The following is an 18,805-nucleotide window of genomic DNA, read 5'->3' as shown; positions in this document are numbered from 1 at the left end:
AGCATGTCAGGCACCAATAGCGAGCGCGAACTCATAGCCGAAGGTCCGGCCATCATTCTCGTCGAGCCGCAGCTCGGCGAGAACATAGGCATGGTTGCCCGCGCCATGGCCAATTTCGGACTGGCGGAACTGCGGCTCGTCAATCCGCGGGACGGCTGGCCCAACGAGAAGGCCCGTTCGGCCGCCTCCAAGGCGGATCATGTGATCGACGGGACGCGCGTCTTCGACACCCTGGAGGACGCGATCAGGGACCTCAATTTCGTCTACGCCACCACGGCGCGGGAGCGCTACGGCTACAAGCCGGTGCGCTCCCCGGTGATCGCGGCCACGACCTTGCGCGAGAAGTTCCGGGCAGGGGAGAAGACGGGAGTCCTCTTCGGCCGCGAGCGCTGGGGCCTTACCAATGAAGAGGTGGCACTGGCGGACGAGATCGTCACCTTTCCCGTCAACCCGGCATTCGCCTCGCTGAATATCGCCCAGGCGGTGCTGCTGATGTCCTACGAGTGGATGAAGACGGGACTGGACGACGTGGCGGCCACGCCGTTCCAGCCGGTGGAGCAGCGGCCGTCCACCAAGGAACAGGTGCTTGGACTGTTCGAGCATCTGGAAGAGGCGCTCGATGCGCGGGGATATTTTCATCCGCCTGCGAAAAAGCCGAAGATGGTCGACAACCTGCGCGCCGTCATTTCACGCCGCGGCTTCACGGAGCAGGAGATCAGCGTATTTCGTGGGGTGATCTCGTCGCTGGACCGTTTCCCGCGGCGCTGGCCGAAGAAGACGGGAAGCGCGGGGGAGAAGCCGGAGAATGACGACGTCTGACCTCAAGCCCGTGCTGATGTTCGATTCGGGCATCGGCGGCCTTACGGTGCTTCGCGAGGCGCGGGTGCTGATGCCGGAACGTCGCTTCGTCTACATCGCCGACGACGCCGGTTTTCCCTATGGCAGCTGGGACGAGGAGCGGCTTCGTGAGCGGATCGTCACCCTGTTCCGCGACCTGATCGAGCGGCATGATCCGGAGATTGCGGTGATCGCCTGCAATACGGCCTCGACGCTGGTCCTTGGCGACCTGCGGGCGGCATTTCCCGAAACTCCCTTCGTCGGCACGGTGCCGGCAATCAAGCCGGCAGCGGAACGGACGCGCTCCGGCCTCATCTCCGTCCTGGCGACGCCGGGAACCGTCAGGCGGCAATATACGCGTGATCTGATCGGCGAATGGGCATCGAAAGTGCATGTGCGACTGGTCGGCAGCGAACGGCTGGCGGGCCTGGCGGAAACCTACATGCGCGAAGGCTTCGTCGACGAGGCGGCCGTGGGGCAGGAGATCGCTCCCTGCTTCATCGAACAGGACGGGCGACGCACCGATATCGTCGTGCTCGCCTGTACCCACTATCCCTTCCTCGTCAATCGGATGCGCAAGACGGCGCCCTGGCCCGTCGACTGGATCGATCCCGCGGAAGCCATTGCCCGCCGTGCGCTGTCGCTCCTGCCGCAGGAGCACCGGCCGCAAGAGCCGATTCCGGCCGAACCCGATATTGCCGTCTTTACCTCCGGCAGTCCCGATCCCGCCATACGGCGGCTCATGCAGGGGTTCGGGCTGGGGGCCTGAGCCTGCGGCGTGCTGCGCTTGCAAAGCGGCGGAATCGGTGGCTTGCTGCTGCGGTCCATTGAGAGGAATCGCCATGCCGATCGAAACCTGGCTCGCCTTCGTTGCCGCTTCCGCCGTCCTGCTGGCCATTCCGGGGCCGACGATACTCCTCGTGATCTCCTATGCATTGGGACACGGCCGCAGGATCGCCTCCGCGACCGTCGCGGGCGTGGCGCTCGGCGATTTTACGGCGATGACGGCGTCCATGCTCGGGCTCGGCGCGCTGCTTGCCACGTCGGCTGCCCTCTTCACGGTCCTGAAATGGGTCGGAGCTGCCTACCTGATCTACCTCGGTATCAAGCTGTGGCGCGCTCCCGTTTCGGGCGGGGGCGTTGTCGCCGAGGGTGAGGTATCGTCGGAGCGTCCATTTCGGGTATTCCTGCACACTTACGTGGTAACCGCGCTGAACCCGAAGAGCATCATGTTCTTCGTCGCCTTCCTTCCGCAGTTCCTCGACCTGGCGCGTCCCCTGTTTCTGCAGATGGCGATCTTCGAGGCGACCTTCCTGGTGCTCGCCACGTTGAACGCAACGCTCTATGCGCTTCTCGCGTCGATGGCGCGCAGCACGATCCGCAAGCCGAGGGTCCAGCGGCTCGTCAACCGCAGCGGCGGCACGCTGATGATCGGGGCGGGGCTTCTGACGCTCGGCTGGAAGCGGGCGATGGCCGCCTGACCGTCAATCGTCTGTGAACAACTCGCCGAGGCGGGCGAAAAGGCGCGATGTTCGTGATAGGTAGCTCCTCCTTGCGCGCTGGGCGTCACCATCAAGAGACTTAGGCATACGGGGTTAGGGCATTGCAGGTCGGCATCGATATGGGGACCGTGTCCGGGGGCGCTCCGGCCAAGCTCGATATCGAGGAGCTGCTGGCGACTCGCCTTCTGGTGCAGGGCAATTCCGGATCAGGCAAGTCCCATCTCCTGCGCCGCCTGCTGGAGCAGTCGGCGCAATGGGTACAGCAGGTCGTCATCGATCCGGAAGGAGATTTCGTCACGCTCGCCGACAAGTACGGCCATGTCGTCGTCGATGGAGAGCGTACGGAAGCCGAACTGGTCGGGATTGCGACCCGCATCCGCCAGCACCGGGTCTCCTGCGTCCTGACGCTCGAAGGTCTCGACATCGAGGAGCAGATGCGGGCAGCGGCTGCATTCCTCAACGGGCTCTTCGATGCCGATCGCGAATACTGGTATCCGGTGCTGGTCGTGGTGGATGAGGCGCAGATGTTCGCGCCCTCGGTCGGCGGCGATGTCTCGGAAGAGGCCCGCAAGATGTCGCTCGGCGCCATGACCAACCTGATGTGCCGAGGCCGAAAGAGGGGATTGGCCGGCGTCATTGCTACGCAGCGCCTCGCGAAGCTTGCCAAGAATGTCGCGGCGGAAGCCTCCAACTTCCTGATGGGACGCACCTTCCTCGACATCGACATGGCGCGTGCCGCCGATCTTCTCGGCATGGACCGCCGGCAGGCGGAGATGTTTCGCGACCTGAAGCGGGGAAATTTCGTCGCTCTCGGTCCCGCGCTGTCTCGACGGCCGCTGCCGATCGTGATCGGTCCTGTTGAGACATCTGCCAGGTCCTCCAGCCCTAAGCTGATGCCGTTGCCGGATGCGCCGCAGGACATCGAAGACCTGATCTTCACGCCCGATCCGGAGGAGTTCAAGCGCCCGATCGTGCGGCGGGCGCCGCCGGCGCCCAGGCCAACCACGGATATTCTGGCGGAATTGTCGCGCTCGGCCCCGGCAGCCGGTCCGATGCCGCAGGAGCCCAGCCGTCCGGCGCAGCCGGAGCTTTCGCCCGAGGAGCGGGAGGAGCGGCTGAACGCGGTCCTCTGCGAGATCATCAACGACCCGCAGGCGGCCTATCGGACCGATTCCGTTCTCTACCAGGATTTCCTAGTGCGTGCCCGCATGCGGCGGCTTCCAGGACCGCCCATGTCGATGAGCGAGTTCCGCCGACGCGTTGCGATCTCGCGTGCAGGCGTGGACAAGGAGACGGCGGAGACCGTGGGGTGGCAGACGGCGCTCGATCTGTCGGTCCGGGTGTCGGACGACCTGCAGGGTGTCTTCCTGATGCTCGCCAAGGCGGCGCTGCTTGCGGAACCCTGTCCCTCGGACATGCGCATCGCCAAGGCTTATGGAACCCACTCGGCCCGACGTGCTCGGCGTCTGCTCGGTTATTTCGAGGAACAGGGGCTGATCGTCGTCCACACGGACTTCGGCGGCAAGCGGATTGTGGCGTTCCCCGACCTGCAGGTGCAAACCTCGCCGGGCAGCGCCGACGCGCCGGATGCCGACGAGGCAAGGGCGGCGGCGGAATAGGCGCTTCCATAGTTGACATTTCCCCGTCGCCGGCCTAAAGACCCCGCCAGCACCGGGTGGCAACGCCCGGTGTTTCATTTGACATGTCCCGTGGTTTTCTCCGGACGCTTTCGTGAGAAACCTGTCAGGACTTCTAAATCGAAGTCCAGAGGAGGGCGTGTTTCCTTGATCCGGTTTGGCAACAAGCCGGTGCAACCTGTTGAGAAGGAAATACGATGAGCAAGCGCGCGTCGTCCAAGTACAAAATCGATCGCCGTATGGGCGAAAACATCTGGGGCCGTCCGAAGTCCCCGGTCAACCGCCGCGAATATGGTCCGGGCCAGCACGGTCAGCGCCGCAAGGGCAAGCTTTCCGACTTCGGCGTGCAGCTGCGCGCCAAGCAGAAGCTGAAGGGCTATTACGGCGACGTCCGTGAAAAGCAGTTCCGCGCCATCTACGACGAAGCTAACCGCCGCAAGGGCGACACCGGCGAGAACCTGATCGGCCTGCTCGAGTCGCGCCTCGACGCGATCGTCTACCGCGCCAAGTTCGTACCGACCATCTGGGCGGCTCGCCAGTTCGTCAACCACGGCCACGTGACCGTGAACGGCGTGCGCGTCAACATCGGTTCCTACCGCTGCAAGCCGGGCGACGTCATCGAAGTGCGCCAGAAGTCGAAGCAGCTGGTTTCTGTCCTGGAATCGGTACAGCTCGCCGAGCGTGACGTTCCGGACTACATCGACGCCGACCACAGCAAGATGGTCGCCACCTATGTCCGCGTTCCGAGCCTTTCGGATGTGCCGTACCCGGTCATCATGGAACCGAACCTGGTCGTCGAATTCTATTCGCGCTAAAACGAATGAGCCCGCAGCGCGGGCTCATCGGACAGACCTTCGAAGCCGCGTCAGCTCGACGCGGCTTTTTTCATGGGCTGCAGGGAGGGATCGAGCGACTGGGCGGTCGCGACCGGCGCTTCCTTCGGTCCTTCGCCCATCCGGTTCCATGCGTCCAGGCCGGCGATCTTGTAGGCTTCCGCCAGCGTCGGATAGTTGAACGTGTTTTCCACGAAGTAATCCACGGTGCCCTTGAGGTTCAGCACTGCCTGGCCGATGTGGACGAGTTCGGTTGCGCCTTCGCCGATGATATGGACGCCGAGCAGGCGGCGGGTCCTGCGCGAGAAGATCATCTTCAGGAGCCCGGTCTCCAGGCCCATGATGTGGCCGCGGGAGGTTTCGCGGAAGTGCGCGATCCCCGTCTCGTAGGGAATCTTGCGGGCGATCACCTCTTCCTCCGTCAGGCCGCAGGTGGAGATCTCCGGCACCGCATAGATGCCGTAGGGGAAATATTGCGGCGGTTCGCTGGCCGGCGCACCCACTGCATGGCGGGCGGCGATACGGCCCTGTTCCATGGAGGTCGAGGCCAGGCTCGGGAAGCCGACGATGTCGCCCGCAGCGTAGATATGCGGCACGGCGGTCTGGAAGGTTTCCGGATCGACCTTGAGGCGTCCGCGGCTGTCGGCCTCCAGCCCGCAGGCAGCCAGGTTGAGGTCGGCGGTGGCGCCGACGCGGCCGGCGGCAAACAGCACCATCTCGGAATGCAGGATGCGGCCGTTGTTGAGCTCGACGCGACACTTGCCGCCCGGCTCCCGTTCGATCCTCTCCGCCGTCTGCCCGAAGATCAGTTTCATGTTTCGGTCGCGCAGTTGGTAGGCGAAGTCCTCGACGATCTCGCGGTCGATGAAGTCGAGCATGGTGGATCTGGGTTCGACGACCGAAACCTGCGTGTCCAGCGCGCTGAAGATGGAGGCGTATTCGATGCCGATGACGCCGGCGCCGATCACCACCAGCGACCGCGGCACGGTGTCGATGTCCAGAAGCTCGTCGCTGTCGATGATCGCCTGTCCGTCGAAGGGAATATGGGAGGGGCGAAAGGGCTTGGTGCCGACCGCCAGCAGGATCGACGCGCCGCTCACCCGCTGAAGTTCTCCGTCCTCCCGCGTTACTTCCAGCGTGTGCGGGTCGACGAAGCGGGCCGCGCCATGCAGTTGCTGTACGCGGTTGCGGGCGAACTGGTGCTCCAGCACCTGCACCTCGTGGTCGAGAGTAATCAGCAGACGGCGGCGCAGATCCGCAGCATTGATGTGCTGTTTCACCCGATACGACTGGCCGTAGAAGCCGCGCTCTCGCCAGCCGGTCAGGTTGAGGGCGGTCTCCCGCAGCGTCTTCGACGGGATGGTGCCGGTATGGACGGAGACGCCCCCGACGCGGCGGCCGCGCTCGATGACGAGCACGTTCTTGTCCAGCTTGGCGGCTTGAATCGCAGCACGGCGCCCGGCCGGTCCGCTGCCGACCACGATGAGGTCGAGATGGTTCATGGATCGCTCCGGTTTCTGCTCTGCTGCGATGCGCCAGCGTCAGCCACTGCATATCAGCTTTGTCTTACGGTTTGATTGAAGGTGGCAGGTGCCGAACAGCCTGCGATCCGCTTTGTTCGCGTCGGGCAGGAGGGATGCGGGCAAGGGGTTCAGATCAGCCGCAGTCCACGCAGGCTCGCATGGCCTTCCTTGCCGATGATGATGTGATCGTGGACGGTGATGCCGAGCGGCTTGGCGGAGTCGACGATGGTCTTCGTCATATCGATGTCGGCGCGCGAGGGGGTCGGGTCGCCGCTCGGATGGTTGTGGACGAGGATGATGGCGGTCGCCGAGAGCTCCGCCCGGCGGACCACCTCACGCGGATAGACCGGCGTATGGTCGACGGTGCCGCGTCCCTGCACTTCGTCGGCGATCAGTGCATTGCGCTTGTCCAGGAAGAGGATACGGAACTGCTCCCGTGCCTCGTAGGCCATGGCCGCGTGGCAGTAGTCGATGACCGACGACCAGGAGGACAGCACCTGCTTGCCGCGGAGCTCGCTTTTCAGCATCCGGTGCGCGACGGTGGAAACAAGCTTCAGGTCGTGGGCGACGGCCTCGCCTACGCCACTTACCTCCTGCAGCAGGGCGGCGGGTGCCCCGAAGACGCCCGCAAGGTTGCCGAAGCGGTCGATCAGCGCCTTGGCGATCGGCTTGGTATCGCGGCGCGGGATGAGCCGGAAGAGCAGAAGCTCGAGGATCTCGTAGTCGGCGAGTGCCGTATCGCCATGATCTCGAAAGCGGGCGCGCAGCCGGTCGCGGTGCCCGTGGTAATGGGCCTGCTTGTCGTCGCGCGGGAGCAGGCCGCTCTTCTTCAAGGCAGCCGGCTTGGGCGCCTGCTCGGCAAAGAAACCGCGCTCGTCCACCTCCTCGTCCATGGCAGGCGCTTCGCCGTCATGTGGAGGAGAGGGGCGGTTCGTCATGCGCTACCTCTTGAGCGGCGGCAGGCCCGGGCGGTCGAGGCCGGCCGGGGAGAGGGTGAAGACTTCGCAGCCGGTCGCAGTGACGCCGACGGCGTGTTCGTACTGGGCCGAGAGCGAACGATCGCGCGTCACGGCGGTCCAACCGTCGGTGAGCACCTTAACATGCGGCTTGCCGAGATTGATCATCGGCTCGATGGTGAAGATCATGCCTTCGCGCAGTTCCGGCCCTTCGTCCGCGCGGCCATAGTGAAGTATGTTCGGCGTATCGTGGAAGAGGCGTCCGACGCCGTGGCCGCAGAAGTCGCGGACCACGGAGCAGCGCTCCGCTTCGGCATAGGTCTGGATCGCCTGGCCGATCGCGCCCGTTCGGGCGCCGGGCCGTACCGCCTCAATGCCGCGCATCAGGCATTCATAGGTGACTTCCAGCAGCCGCTCGGCGGCACGCTTGATCTGCCCGACGGGATACATGCGGCTGGAATCGCCATGCCAGCCGTCCAGCACATAGGTGACGTCGATGTTGACGATGTCGCCCTCGCGCAGCGGCTTGTCGTCCGGCATGCCGTGGCAGACGACATGGTTGATGGAGGTGCAGACCGAATACTTGTAGCCGCGGTAGTTCAGCGTCGCGGGCAGGGCGCCGTGATCCATGCCGAACTCGAACACGAAGCGGTCGATCGCGTTGGTGGTGACGCCCGGCTTGACGATGGCGGCGAGCTCGTCCAGGCAGCGGGCGGTCAGCAGGCAGGCCTTGCGCATGCCGGCGAAGTCGTCCGCGCTGTAGAGCCGGATCGCGCCCGTGTTCTTCAGGGGGGCTGCGACCGCGTCGATATAGTTTACCATCCGGATGCTCTCACAATTCTTACGTTCATAATGCAGGCAGGCCGGCCTCGTCCATGCCGATCAGGTCGGTGGCGACGATTTCCGCCGGCGTCACCCGGCATCGCAGGACGTAGGCTTCGACGCCGCGTCCGGCTGCGCGCCGGAAGGCTGCGGCATAACGCGGATCGAGATCGCTGCAAAGCCTGAGGCGTTCACAATCCTGCCGCTGAACCACGTAGAGCATCACCGCCCGGTGACCGGCCTCCACCGCGTCGCCCAATTCCTCCAGATGCCTCGCGCCGCGGACGGTCACGGTGTCGGGGAATTCCGCCACGCCGCACTCGCGCACGAAGTGGACGTTCTTCACCTCGACATAGCAGTCCGGCCGCCCCGGCTCGCAGAGCAGGAAGTCGATCCGCGACCGGTTGCCGTAACGCTGCTCGCGGCGGAGCCTCCCATAGCCGGAAAGGGCAGGCACCAGACCGGCGACCAGCGCTTCTTCCGCGAGACGGTTGGCGAAGGCCGCGTTGATGCCGACCATCGTTCCGTCCGCCTCCACCATCTCCAGCATGTGGCGGTATTTTCGCGTCGGACTGTCATGCAGCGAGATCCAGATGCGGGAGCCGGGCGTCGTCAATCCGCGCATCGAGCCGGTATTCGGGCAGAAACCGGTGATCGGCGCGCCGCCGTCCAGAATGGCGTCGAACAGGAAGCGCTTGTAGCGCTGCACCAGCCTTGCCGGCACGAGCGGCGGGTCGAAGATCATCGGCTGCCGTCAGACTCGTTCGAGGACGTAGGTGCCCGGTGCGTCGCCGATGGCGTTCAGGGCGGCGCCGCCGGGCTTGCGGGCACCGACGCGCTCCTTGCTGCGTTTCTCGATCCAGGCGTGCCAGTGCGGCCACCACGAACCCTTGGTTTCCCTTGCCTTCGCAACCCATTCATCGAAATCGCCGCGGGGCTTGCCGTTTGTCCAGTACTGGTACTTCTGTTTGTCCGGCGGGTTGACGACGCCGGCGATGTGGCCGGAGCCGCTCAGGACGAATTCCACCGGTCCGCCGAACAGGTCCGAGCCTTTGAACACCGAGCGCGGGGGCGCGATGTGATCCTCGCGGGTCGCGAGGTTGTAGATCGGTATCTTGACGTCCTTCAGCGAGATCACCCGGCCTGCGAGCTTCATCTCGCCCTTGCTCAAGGTGTTGTCGAGGTAGCAATTACGCAGGTAGTAGGCGTGATTTGCAGCCGCCATGCGGGTGGAATCGGCATTCCAGTAGAGAAGGTCGAAGGGCAGGGGCTCCTTGCCCATCAGGTAGTTGTTGACGACATAAGGCCAGATCAGTTCCGAGGCCCGCAGCATGTTGAAGGCGTTGGCCATGCGCGAGCCTTCGAGGTAGCCGGTCTTTTCCATCTGCTTCTGGATAGCAGCCAACTGCTCCTCGTCGACGAAGACCTTGAGGTCGCCGGCGAGCGTGAAGTCCACCTGGGTCGTCAAAAAGGTCGCCGAGGCGATGCGACTGTCCTTCTTCTGCGCGTGCAGCGCCAGTGCTGCTGCGAGGAGCGTACCGCCGACGCAATAGCCGATTGCATTGACTTCCCGCTCGCCGGTTGCCTTCTCCACCGTCTCCAGCGCGAATTCGATACCTTCCTCGATATAGGCTTCCCAGTCCTTCCTCGCATGGCGCTCGTCCGGGTTCACCCAGGAGATGACGAAGACGGTGTGGCCGTGGTCCACGCACCACTTGATGAAGCTCTTCTGCGGCGTCAGGTCGAGAATGTAGAACTTGTTGATCCATGGCGGCACGATCAGCAGCGGCCGCTTGAGGACAGTCTCGGTCGACGCGTCGTACTGGATGATCTCGCAGACTTCGCTCTGGGCGATCACCTTACCTGGGGTCAAGGCGAGGTTTTCGCCGACCTTGAACTGCTTGTGATCCGTGTGGCGAAGCCGCAGTTCACCGCCACCGGCGGCCACGTCCTCGGCCAGCATGCGCATGCCCTCGACGAGGTTCGCGCCGCTGGTCGCCACCGTATGCCGATAGACCTCCGGGTTGGTCAGGGCGAAATTCGCGGGCGACAGGGCGGCCGTGAGTTGCCGGACATAGAAGGTCGCCTTGAGCCGCGCGTGGTCGTCGAGGCCCTCCGCCTCCGTCACCAGCTTTTCCGCCCAGGAAACGGTCACCTGGTAGGCTTGTCGAAGAAAGGCGAAGAAGGGGTTCCTGGTCCAATCCTCGTCGGTGAAGCGCTTGTCCTTCGGGAAGGGCTCGGGCTCCGGTGCCGGCGCGCCAGACATCTGCGCCAATGTGCGGGTCCAGATACCCATATAGCTGGAGAGAAGCAGGGTCTGCGCTTCCAGCGTGCGTTTCGGGTCGGATACCCAGTATTGGGCCACCTGCGACAGCGTCCTGACGAGATCGGTCGCCGGATCGGCAGCGGCATCAGAGGCTTCGCCCCGCTCCCGTGACGCGAGCCATTCCGAAGCCGCCTGCCCGAGATGCTCCAGGGCCCTGGCGAGATTGAGGGTCAGGGCCTGCGGGTCCTTCACGACATAGGACTCGATCGACTTCGGGTCGAAACCGGAAAAGCCTTGGCCGCCGGTCTCCTTCTCCTCCCGTCTGTCGGTCAATCGTTCCTCCCGCAGGATGTTCTTGTTGTTTGATTATTTTTGTACATTGTGCCCGAAAACGAATACAAGTGCCAGCGATCGGCGCTAAAAATCGCGTCGTGGCGAAAGTGCCGGAACGGGCGAAGAACATGGAAAAGATCAGGTATTTTGCGGCCAGGGCGCCGCTCATCCTCGGCATCGGCGCGCTGCCGATTCTGCTGGCCGGCTGCAACAGCTTCGCCCTCGACGACGGAATACCCAACACCGCTCCGACCGCGACCGTCGTCTCCGACGCGCCACCGCCGCCGACCGGGCCGATCGCCAAGCGCGACAGCGGAACCTATCCGACCTTCGACCGAAGGCTGACGGCGGCCAATGTGCAGATCGCCGACGACGAGGCCGCCGGATCGGAGGCCCAGCTTTCGGCGCTCGCCGCCGCGCGTGCGAACGGCAGCGTATCGGAAGCCGAATACAGGCGCCGGCTTGCAGAGCTGCGCCGGCTTGCCGCCGAACACGGCCGCGAGGCCGAGGCGGCAATCGCCAATTAACGCTTGCGTTTGCGGCGGATTGGCAGCAAATCAGCAAATCGCCGAGAGGCAATATCCCTGCGCCGCAACTTGCCGCGCGTCTCTTCACGGGGAAAGTCATGGAAGAGTTTCACAAAGTCCGCCGATTGCCACCCTACGTCTTCGAACAGGTCAACCGTTTGAAGGCCAGCGCACGAGCGGCAGGCGCCGACATCATCGATCTCGGCATGGGAAACCCCGACCTTCCGACACCGAAGAACATCGTCGACAAGCTCTGTGAAGTGGTGCAGGACCCGCGCACGCACCGCTATTCTTCCTCCAAGGGCATACCCGGTCTGCGCCGCGCGCAGGCGGCCTACTATGCCCGCCGGTTCGGCGTGAAGCTCAACCCCGAGACCCAGGTCGTGGCGACCCTCGGCTCCAAGGAAGGCTTCGCCAACATGGCGCAGGCCATCACGGCGCCGGGCGATGTGATCCTCTGCCCGAACCCCACCTATCCCATCCACGCCTTCGGCTTCCTGATGGCCGGTGGCGTGATCCGGTCCATGTCGGTCGAGCCGGACGAGAGCTTCTTCCCGCCGCTGGAGCGGGCGGTCCGCCATTCGATCCCGAAGCCGCTGGCGCTGATCATCAACTATCCGTCGAACCCGACGGCTCATGTCGCGTCGCTCGACTTCTACAAGGAGGTCATCGCCTTCGCGAAGAAGCACGACATCATCGTGCTCTCCGACCTCGCCTATTCGGAGATCTACTTCGACGAGAACAACCCGCCGCCCTCCGTGCTGGAGGTGCCGGGCGCCATCGACGTGACCGTCGAGTTCACGTCCATGTCCAAGACCTTCTCCATGCCGGGCTGGCGCATGGGCTTTGCGGTCGGCAACGAGCGGCTGATCTCGGCGCTGACACGCGTGAAGTCCTATCTCGACTACGGCGCCTTCACGCCGATCCAGGTGGCGGCAACCCATGCCCTGAACGGCGACGGTTCCGACATCGCGGAGGTCCGCAACGTCTACAAGCGCCGGCGCGACGTGATGGTGGAGAGCTTCGGCAAGGCCGGCTTCGAGGTGCCGCCGCCGGCTGCGACCATGTTCGCCTGGGCGAAGATCCCGGAGAAGTTCCGGCACCTGGGCTCGCTGGAGTTCTCCAAGCTGCTCGTGGAAAAGGCCGATGTGGCCGTCGCACCGGGCGTCGGCTTCGGCGAAATGGGCGACGACTATGTTCGGCTGGCGCTGGTGGAGAACGAGCACCGCATCCGTCAGGCGGCCCGCAACATCAAGAAGTTCCTGTCGACGGCAGACGAAACCATGCACAACGTGATTTCGCTGAACGCCCGCCGTTGACCTCCGGCGGCCCGGCCGGGCTGCCGATCCCCTACAGACGCAGGAAGATAACATGGCAGATGCCCTGAAGGTTGGCATTGCGGGTCTCGGAACCGTCGGCGCTTCCCTGGTCCGGATCATCACCACGCGCGCAAACGAGCTTGCGGTGACGTGCGGACGGGCCATCGAGGTGTCTGCCGTCAGCGCACGGGACCGGTCGCGCGATCGCGGTGTGGATCTGTCCGGCGCGACCTGGTTCGACAGTCCCGAGGAGATGGCCGCGAGTGCGGATATCGACGTGTTCGTCGAGCTCGTCGGCGGCGCAGAGGGAGCGGCGGACCGTTCCGTCCGGGCCGCCCTGACGCGCGGTCTTCACGTGGTGACGGCCAACAAGGCATTGCTTGCGCGCCACGGCGTCGAACTGGCGACGATCGCGGAGGAGAAAGGCGTCCTCCTGAATTTCGAGGCGGCGGTGGCGGGCGGCATCCCGGTCATCAAGGCCCTGCGGGAATCGCTGACCGGTAACAAGGTCGCACGCATCTACGGGATCATGAACGGGACCTGCAACTACATCCTGACGCGGATGGAGAAGGAAGGTCTTTCTTTCGCCGATTGCCTGAAGGAGGCGCAACGTCTCGGCTATGCGGAGGCGGACCCCACCTTCGATATCGAGGGGAACGATACGGCACACAAGCTTGCGATCCTGACGACCCTCGCATTCGGCACGCAGATTGCTGCCGACGAAATCTATCTCGAGGGGATCGGCAACATCTCGATCGAGGACATCGAGGCCGCCGCCGATCTCGGCTACCGGATCAAGCTGCTCGGCGTGGCGCAGCGGACCGAGTCCGGCATCGAACAGCGTGTCCACCCCACGATGGTGCCGCGGGACACGGTGATCGCACAGGTGGATGGCGTGACCAACGCCGTCGCGATCGAATCGGACATCCTCGGTGAACTTCTGATGGTGGGGCCCGGTGCCGGCGGCGACGCAACGGCCTCGGCTGTCCTGGGCGATATCGCCGACATCGCCAAGAGCAGGCCGGGAGCGCAGCGGGTTCCGGTCCTCGGTACGCCGGCGGCGGCCCTTGCTCCCTACCAGCGGGCACGGATGCGCAGCCACGAGGGCGGCTACTTCATTCGCCTCACCGTCGCCGATCGCACCGGCGTATTTGCAAGCGTGGCCACGCGAATGGCCGAAAACAACATCTCGCTGGAATCGATCGTGCAGCGCGCAAGTCCGAACGGGGCGGCGGGCGGTTCCAAGACGATCATCCTCGTCACCCACGCGACGACGGAAGAATCGGTGCGCAAGGCCGTCGCCGGGATCAAGGCGGAGGACTATCTGGTCGGCGAGCCGCAGGTGATCCGCATCGAACGCCCGAAGGCCTTCTGAGGACCTCTTGCAGCGCTTCCAGCAATGGAGGCTCCGCCGGGGCGGCTGTTTGGAAAACCGGCTTAACGGAAAACGGAGCTGGCGCTGGCGCTGGTCCCGGCATATGCTGTGTCCGACATCACCTTCGCGGGGAGGCGCTAGCGTGATCTCGAAACTCCCAGGTCATCCGACATTCCGTCTGGCCGGCGGCGGGGCGAAAGTCGCCGTCGCGAAGACGGCGGGCTGTTCCACGCCCGCGCATGCCAACGACCAGGAATATCCTGACGATGCCGAGGTGCGCCGCAACTGGACGATCCTGCTCGTCCTCGTGGCCCCGATGGCGGTTCTGACGTGGACGGTGCTGGCGCTGCTTTGAAGGCGCTTGCCGGCTTGGACGCCGGAACCGTGACGAATTAAAGTGATTCCGTCAAAACACCGGATCGGCTAATAAGGCGGAATGACAGCCAGACACCTGCCGTTCGCCACCACTGCCGATGCTCCGGTCGATCCGGTGCCGCGGGCCTTTCTCGGCGTCGACCGCTCCGCCTGCGGGCAGCGGTGGGTCTCACGGCTTGACCAGGCAGCGGAGAACCGCGCCTTGGCCATCACCCAGGTCCACGGTATCCCGGACCTCGTGGCGCGGGTGCTGGCGGGCCGCGGGGTAGGGCTCGATGACGCGCCCGCCTTTCTCGATCCGACGATCCGCGCCCTGATGCCGGAACCATACAGGCTGACGGACTGCGAGGAGGCAGCGACGCGGATCGCGCTGGCGATCGGACGCGGAGAACGCGTCGCGATCTTCGGCGACTATGACGTCGATGGTGCCGCCTCGTCGGCGCTCCTGCACCGCTTTCTTTCGCATTTCGGAGTGACGGCGGAAATCTACATTCCCGATCGCATCTTCGAGGGCTACGGGCCGAACCCGGCAGCGATGCGTCGGCTCATTGCGAGGGGCGCGCAGCTGATCGTGACGGTCGACTGCGGATCGACCAGCCACGAGGCCCTGGACGCGGCGCGGGAGGAGGGGTGTGACGTGGTGGTGATCGACCACCACCAGCTCGGGCACGCGCTCCCGCATTGTCTGGCGCTGGTCAACCCCAACCGGGAGGACGACCTGTCGGGGCAGGGTCATCTGTGCGCGGCGGGCGTGGTCTTCATGGTGCTCGTCGCGACGGCACGGCTCCTGCGGGAGAAGGGAGAGCCGCGGGCCAGGACGCTCGATCTCCTGGCCTGGCTCGATCTGGTCGCGCTCGCGACCGTGTGCGACGTCGTGCCCCTTAAGGGCCTCAACCGGGCGTTCGTCGTCAAGGGCCTGCTTGCGGCGCGCCACATGAACAATGCCGGGCTTGCGGCCCTGCTTCGGAAGGCCGGCCTCGGCGGTCCCGTCACGCCGTACCACCTCGGGTTTCTGGTGGGGCCCCGGATCAATGCCGGGGGACGCATCAGCGACGCGGCGCTCGGCAGCCGCCTGCTGACGCTCGATGATTCGGTGGCGGCCGAGGAGATCGCCGGCCGTCTCGACGACCTCAACCGCGAGCGGCAGGCCATGGAGACCGCTATGCTTGCGGAGGCGGAGGCGGAGGTGACCGCCGAGTATGGGGACGGGGAGGCGGCGACGGTGCTGGTGACGGCGCGCGACAACTGGCATCCCGGTATCGTCGGGCTGCTGGCCGCGCGCCTGAAGGAGAAGTTCCGGCGACCCGCCTTCGCTATCGCCTTCGATTCGTCGGGCAAGGGCACCGGCTCCGGCCGTTCGATCAACGGCTTCGACATGGGCAGGATGGTTCGAGCCGCGGTCGACGAGGGCCTGCTGCTCAAGGGGGGAGGCCATGCCATGGCTGCGGGCCTTACGGTGGAGCGCCAGAAGCTCGGACAACTGCGGGCCTTCTTCGAGGAGAAGGCGGCCGATGTCGTGCCGTCGCTGGTCGCCAATCATGTCTTGAAGATCGATGGTGCGCTCTCCGCTTCGGGCGCGACGCTCGACATGCTCGACCAGCTCGAGAAGGCAGGGCCCTACGGATCCGGCCATCCTCAGCCGGTGTTCGCGATCCCCGCGCACCGCGTCAAGGACGCACGTATGGTGGGCGTGGCCCATGTGAAGGTCACTCTGGAAGCGGCGGACGGGTCGCGGCTGGAAGGCATTGCCTTCCGTTGCGCGGATACACCGCTCGGCCAGCTATTGCTCAATTCGCGTGGAAACCAGCTCCACCTCGCCAGCTGCCTGAACGGCGATCACTGGCAGGGGAGCCGCCGAATTCAGCTGCGTATTCTGGATGCTGCAGCGGCGCCTTGAAGTGGATTCTGAAAGGAAATGGCACGCCCTAGGGGAGTCGAACCCCTCTTTCCAGAATGAAAATCTGGCGTCCTAACCGATAGACGAAGGGCGCGTGCGCGGTGTGGCGCCCTTATAGAGGGGTGATTTTCATCCCGCAAGCGGCAAAATTCGATTTGCCTCAAAAAAATGACAGTCGGAGGGCGGTTGTCATCCGGTAAGAGACCGATAGATTTCAGCAGCTTATCGGAAGGCCCCGGTGGTCCGTGCCGCAAGCCTCCACGACCGGTGCTGCTGCCGGCGGACTGCCGAAAAGGCTGCCGGCGCGCGCGTCCATGCGTCCGGGCGGCGGCGGGGGAACCGATCCTGCCGCGGCGGGCCCGGCGGATACCGGGGCGGTGGATACCGGCGCGCCGGAGAAGATGCTGACGGTCCCGGCACGGATGCCCGTCGGTTGCGTCACCACGCCTTGCGCCATCGCATCTCCAGCCGTGCCGTCGACGGAAGGCGGGGCCTCCTCGTCCGGAGTGGCTGTGGCGGCATCGGCAACGAGCGTCGGTGAATGCGCCGAGACGAGCGCAGGATCTATGTAACGGGCGCGGGCGGTCTGGCCGCCCTTCGCCAGCAGGCCCCTGGCCTTCGGCGAATCGGCGGCTTCCGCCGGCGCCTCCGCGGTCTGGCCCGTCTTGCTGGTCGAGCAGGAAGGCAGGGCAACGATCGCAAGGAGGCCCAGTGCTGCAACGAGGCTCGTTCTGCCGATGGATTTTATCGAATAGGGCGGCGTCATGCCTGCCTCCGCTGCCGGGATGCGAATCACGCCGGTAGCGTGACTCGCCACCCCGCTCACAACAAGGGTGGAGACGTCACCAACTGCCGGTATTGGGCATCGACGCCCATGGCTCCGCCGTTGGAAGCGGCTCACCCTTCTGCAGGATCTCGATGGAGATGCCGTCCGGCGAGCGGACGAAGGCCATGTGTCCGTCGCGCGGCGGACGGTTGATGGTGACGCCGTTCTCCATCAGCCGCCTGCAGAAGCCGTAGATATCGTCTACCTCGTAGGCGAGATGTCCGAAATTGCGGCCGCCGGTGTAATCCTCGGGGTCCCAGTTATAGGTGAGCTCGAGGCAGGGGGCACCGGTGCGGGCCGCCTCGACATCCTCCGGCGCCGCCAGGAAGATCAGTGTGAAGCGCCCCTTCTCGTTTTCGATCCGCCGCACCTCCTGGAGGCCGAAGAGATCGGTATAGAAACGCATGGAGGAGTCGAGGTCCCTGATCCGGACCATGGTGTGAAGGTAACGCATCGGTGGTCTCCGTTTTTTGGTCGTGATGGCCCATATGCTCCCCTCGGAAAGCTCCGGGCAAGCCTGCGGAGATAGCAGGGAGATGGATATTTCCTAGACGGGGACTTGCGCTGAAGGGTTAACGCAATGTTAATCTCACCTTCAGAATCAGTTCACCTAGCTGTAGCGCGTAATCAAGGGGCCGACACAGATGGCAGACCGTATGTCAGCGAAGGGCGTGGCCGGGATTGACGACATCGTCGGAGAGCCTGTCGATCTGATCGAGATTACCGGTGTCGTCAAGTGGTTCGACGTGGCCAAGGGATTCGGCTTCATCGTGCCGGACAACGGCATGCAGGATGTACTGCTGCACGTGACCTGCCTGAGGCGCGACGGCTACCAGACCATTCTGGAAGGTACGCGTATCGTCGCGCTCATCCACAAGCGCGATCGCGGCTACCAGGCATTCCGCATCCTGTCCATGGACCAGTCGACGGCGGTTCATCCGTCGCAGCTTCCGCCCGTCAGGACGCATGTCCAGGTCACGCCGACCAGCGGGCTGGAGCGTGCGCTGGTGAAGTGGTTCAACCGCACCAAGGGCTTCGGCTTCCTGACCCGGGGCGAGGGGACGGAGGACATCTTCGTCCACATGGAGACACTCCGCCGCTTCGGGCTCACGGAACTGCGTCCGGGGCAGGTGGTGCTGGTTCGCTACGGGCCGGGAGACAAAGGGCTGATGGCGGCCGAAATCCATCCGGACAATCCCGGTCCCATCGCACGGGCCCATTGATGCCGAGGCGGCCCGAAGCCTTGTTCCATGCAGTCCTGACCGCGATCTTCCTGTTTGCCTTCGGCCATGCGCAGGCGCAGCAGAGTTTTGAGCAGGAACAGCTGCTGATCCAGACGAAGTCGGGGAAGACCCACAGCTTCACGGTGGAACTGGCGCTGACCGTGGAGCAGCGGGCCCAGGGCCTGATGTACCGGGAGAGCATGCCGCCGGACCACGGCATGCTGTTCGACTTCGGCGAAATGCGCCCGGTATCCATGTGGATGCAGAACACGCCGCTGCCGCTCGACATGCTGTTCATCCAGCGCGACGGAACAATATCCCACATCCACAGGCGAGCCGTCCCTTTTTCAAGGACGATCATCGATTCGCGCGGGCCGGTGCACTTCGTCCTCGAATTGAACGGCGGACGCGCGGCTGCCCTGGGCATCGAGGCGGGGGACCGGGTGATGTCGAAGCGGGTGGAGGCCGCCCGCTGACAAGGGAACCTCGGGGGAGCCTCTGGGGAACCTTGGGCGGAACCGCCGGCGGGGCGTCCTCGTTGGATTTTGCTGTTG

The 18,805-nt window shown here is 64.7% G+C and carries 19 protein-coding genes and 1 tRNA gene; 12 read left to right on the top strand and 8 right to left on the bottom strand.

Annotated features, from left to right (window positions below):
• The first annotated feature begins 3 nt into the window (after positions 1-3).
• The 5 genes from RTCK_RS00965 (at position 4) to rpsD (ending at position 4,791) form a co-directional block, all read left to right on the top strand.
• The gene (locus tag RTCK_RS00965; protein ID WP_142590911.1) at positions 4-819 is read left to right on the top strand and encodes an RNA methyltransferase; all 816 of its coding nucleotides are present in this window, start codon (positions 4-6) and stop codon (positions 817-819) included.
• Positions 806-1,606, top strand: coding sequence for a glutamate racemase (murI, locus tag RTCK_RS00960; protein WP_142520363.1), 801 nt, complete (start codon positions 806-808; stop codon positions 1,604-1,606). The genes RTCK_RS00965 and murI overlap by 14 nt, the downstream gene beginning before the upstream one ends.
• Positions 1,607-1,679: 73 nt before the next feature.
• Complete coding sequence (locus RTCK_RS00955; protein WP_142590909.1) at positions 1,680-2,318, top strand: LysE family translocator; 639 nt, start codon at positions 1,680-1,682, stop codon at positions 2,316-2,318.
• A 122-nt stretch (positions 2,319-2,440) separates the two neighbouring features.
• A complete protein-coding gene (locus RTCK_RS00950) occupies positions 2,441-3,958 on the top strand; it encodes an ATP-binding protein (protein ID WP_142590907.1) in 1,518 nt (505 codons plus the stop codon).
• Positions 3,959-4,173: 215 nt separating this feature from the next.
• A complete protein-coding gene (gene rpsD / locus RTCK_RS00945) occupies positions 4,174-4,791 on the top strand; it encodes a 30S ribosomal protein S4 (RefSeq protein WP_142520366.1) in 618 nt (205 codons plus the stop codon).
• 50 nt (positions 4,792-4,841) lie between these two features.
• Here rpsD and sthA read toward each other — a convergent pair whose 3' ends face one another.
• The 5 genes from sthA to RTCK_RS00920 all read right to left on the bottom strand — a co-directional run bounded on the left by sthA (position 4,842) and on the right by RTCK_RS00920 (position 10,709).
• Complete coding sequence (gene sthA / locus RTCK_RS00940; protein WP_142520367.1) at positions 4,842-6,311, bottom strand: Si-specific NAD(P)(+) transhydrogenase; 1,470 nt, start codon at positions 6,309-6,311, stop codon at positions 4,842-4,844.
• 149 nt (positions 6,312-6,460) lie between these two features.
• Positions 6,461-7,270 carry a RadC family protein gene (radC, locus tag RTCK_RS00935; protein WP_142590905.1) on the bottom strand — a complete coding sequence of 270 codons (810 nt, stop codon included), beginning with the start codon at positions 7,268-7,270 and terminating at the stop codon, positions 6,461-6,463.
• A gap of 3 nt (positions 7,271-7,273) precedes the next feature.
• Positions 7,274-8,110, bottom strand: a complete 837-nt coding sequence (map, locus tag RTCK_RS00930) for a type I methionyl aminopeptidase (RefSeq protein WP_142590903.1) — start codon at positions 8,108-8,110, stop codon at positions 7,274-7,276.
• A gap of 25 nt (positions 8,111-8,135) precedes the next feature.
• Entirely contained in the window at positions 8,136-8,855 is a 720-nt protein-coding gene (gene sfsA, locus RTCK_RS00925; RefSeq protein ID WP_142520370.1) for a DNA/RNA nuclease SfsA, read from the bottom strand.
• Between the two features lie 9 nt (positions 8,856-8,864).
• Positions 8,865-10,709 (bottom strand): PHA/PHB synthase family protein, encoded by a 1,845-nt coding sequence (locus RTCK_RS00920; protein WP_142520371.1) that lies wholly within the window; start codon positions 10,707-10,709, stop codon positions 8,865-8,867.
• A 128-nt stretch (positions 10,710-10,837) separates the two neighbouring features.
• On the opposite strand from RTCK_RS00920, the gene RTCK_RS00915 reads away from it, so the two are divergent.
• The 5 genes from RTCK_RS00915 to recJ all read left to right on the top strand — a co-directional run bounded on the left by RTCK_RS00915 (position 10,838) and on the right by recJ (position 16,202).
• Entirely contained in the window at positions 10,838-11,236 is a 399-nt protein-coding gene (locus RTCK_RS00915) for a hypothetical protein (RefSeq protein ID WP_142590901.1), read from the top strand.
• Between the two features lie 98 nt (positions 11,237-11,334).
• Entirely contained in the window at positions 11,335-12,555 is a 1,221-nt protein-coding gene (locus RTCK_RS00910) for an LL-diaminopimelate aminotransferase (protein ID WP_142520373.1), read from the top strand.
• Positions 12,556-12,607: 52 nt separating this feature from the next.
• On the top strand, positions 12,608-13,930 hold the full coding sequence (locus tag RTCK_RS00905) for a homoserine dehydrogenase (protein ID WP_142590899.1): 1,323 nt from the start codon (positions 12,608-12,610) through the stop codon (positions 13,928-13,930).
• A 142-nt stretch (positions 13,931-14,072) separates the two neighbouring features.
• Positions 14,073-14,285 carry a hypothetical protein gene (locus RTCK_RS00900; RefSeq protein ID WP_142590897.1) on the top strand — a complete coding sequence of 71 codons (213 nt, stop codon included), beginning with the start codon at positions 14,073-14,075 and terminating at the stop codon, positions 14,283-14,285.
• A gap of 81 nt (positions 14,286-14,366) precedes the next feature.
• Positions 14,367-16,202, top strand: a complete 1,836-nt coding sequence (gene recJ, locus RTCK_RS00895; protein ID WP_142590896.1) for a single-stranded-DNA-specific exonuclease RecJ — start codon at positions 14,367-14,369, stop codon at positions 16,200-16,202.
• Between the two features lie 19 nt (positions 16,203-16,221).
• On the opposite strand, the gene RTCK_RS00890 is transcribed toward recJ, so the two are convergent.
• The 3 genes from RTCK_RS00890 to RTCK_RS00880 all read right to left on the bottom strand — a co-directional run bounded on the left by RTCK_RS00890 (position 16,222) and on the right by RTCK_RS00880 (position 17,482).
• Positions 16,222-16,296 (bottom strand) — tRNA-Glu (locus tag RTCK_RS00890).
• A 120-nt stretch (positions 16,297-16,416) separates the two neighbouring features.
• Entirely contained in the window at positions 16,417-16,968 is a 552-nt protein-coding gene (locus RTCK_RS00885) for a hypothetical protein (protein ID WP_142590894.1), read from the bottom strand.
• Between the two features lie 76 nt (positions 16,969-17,044).
• A complete protein-coding gene (locus tag RTCK_RS00880) occupies positions 17,045-17,482 on the bottom strand; it encodes a VOC family protein (protein WP_142590891.1) in 438 nt (145 codons plus the stop codon).
• Between the two features lie 190 nt (positions 17,483-17,672).
• Here RTCK_RS00880 and RTCK_RS00875 point away from each other — a divergent pair, with 190 nt between their 5' ends.
• Positions 17,673-18,251, top strand: a complete 579-nt coding sequence (locus tag RTCK_RS00875) for a cold-shock protein (protein ID WP_142520378.1) — start codon at positions 17,673-17,675, stop codon at positions 18,249-18,251.
• Entirely contained in the window at positions 18,251-18,727 is a 477-nt protein-coding gene (locus RTCK_RS00870; protein ID WP_142590889.1) for a DUF192 domain-containing protein, read from the top strand. Before RTCK_RS00875 ends, RTCK_RS00870 begins: the two co-directional genes overlap by 1 nt.
• Positions 18,728-18,805: the final 78 nt, after the last annotated feature.

This window comes from Pseudorhizobium endolithicum (genome assembly GCF_902153245.2).
Classification (GTDB): Bacteria; Pseudomonadota; Alphaproteobacteria; order Rhizobiales; family Rhizobiaceae; genus Neorhizobium; species Neorhizobium endolithicum.
The sequence above is the reverse complement of the archived record's forward strand: the minus strand, read 5'-3'. Positions and strand labels throughout refer to the sequence as shown.

Bases quoted from the DNA above. Each gene is read 5' to 3' on its own strand.
- RTCK_RS00965 (WP_142590911.1), top strand. From the start codon at position 4: ATGTCAGGCACCAATAGCGAGCGCGAACTCATAGCCGAAGGTCCGGCC.
- murI (WP_142520363.1), top strand. From the start codon at position 806: ATGACGACGTCTGACCTCAAGCCCGTGCTGATGTTCGATTCGGGCATC.
- RTCK_RS00955 (WP_142590909.1), top strand. From the start codon at position 1,680: ATGCCGATCGAAACCTGGCTCGCCTTCGTTGCCGCTTCCGCCGTCCTG.
- rpsD (WP_142520366.1), top strand. From the start codon at position 4,174: ATGAGCAAGCGCGCGTCGTCCAAGTACAAAATCGATCGCCGTATGGGC.
- sthA (WP_142520367.1), bottom strand. From the start codon at position 6,311: ATGAACCATCTCGACCTCATCGTGGTCGGCAGCGGACCGGCCGGGCGC.
- radC (WP_142590905.1), bottom strand. From the start codon at position 7,270: ATGACGAACCGCCCCTCTCCTCCACATGACGGCGAAGCGCCTGCCATG.
- map (WP_142590903.1), bottom strand. From the start codon at position 8,110: ATGGTAAACTATATCGACGCGGTCGCAGCCCCCCTGAAGAACACGGGC.
- sfsA (WP_142520370.1), bottom strand. From the start codon at position 8,855: ATGATCTTCGACCCGCCGCTCGTGCCGGCAAGGCTGGTGCAGCGCTAC.
- RTCK_RS00915 (WP_142590901.1), top strand. From the start codon at position 10,838: ATGGAAAAGATCAGGTATTTTGCGGCCAGGGCGCCGCTCATCCTCGGC.
- RTCK_RS00910 (WP_142520373.1), top strand. From the start codon at position 11,335: ATGGAAGAGTTTCACAAAGTCCGCCGATTGCCACCCTACGTCTTCGAA.
- RTCK_RS00905 (WP_142590899.1), top strand. From the start codon at position 12,608: ATGGCAGATGCCCTGAAGGTTGGCATTGCGGGTCTCGGAACCGTCGGC.
- recJ (WP_142590896.1), top strand. From the start codon at position 14,367: ATGACAGCCAGACACCTGCCGTTCGCCACCACTGCCGATGCTCCGGTC.
- RTCK_RS00885 (WP_142590894.1), bottom strand. From the start codon at position 16,968: ATGACGCCGCCCTATTCGATAAAATCCATCGGCAGAACGAGCCTCGTT.
- RTCK_RS00880 (WP_142590891.1), bottom strand. From the start codon at position 17,482: ATGCGTTACCTTCACACCATGGTCCGGATCAGGGACCTCGACTCCTCC.
- RTCK_RS00875 (WP_142520378.1), top strand. From the start codon at position 17,673: ATGGCAGACCGTATGTCAGCGAAGGGCGTGGCCGGGATTGACGACATC.
- RTCK_RS00870 (WP_142590889.1), top strand. From the start codon at position 18,251: ATGCCGAGGCGGCCCGAAGCCTTGTTCCATGCAGTCCTGACCGCGATC.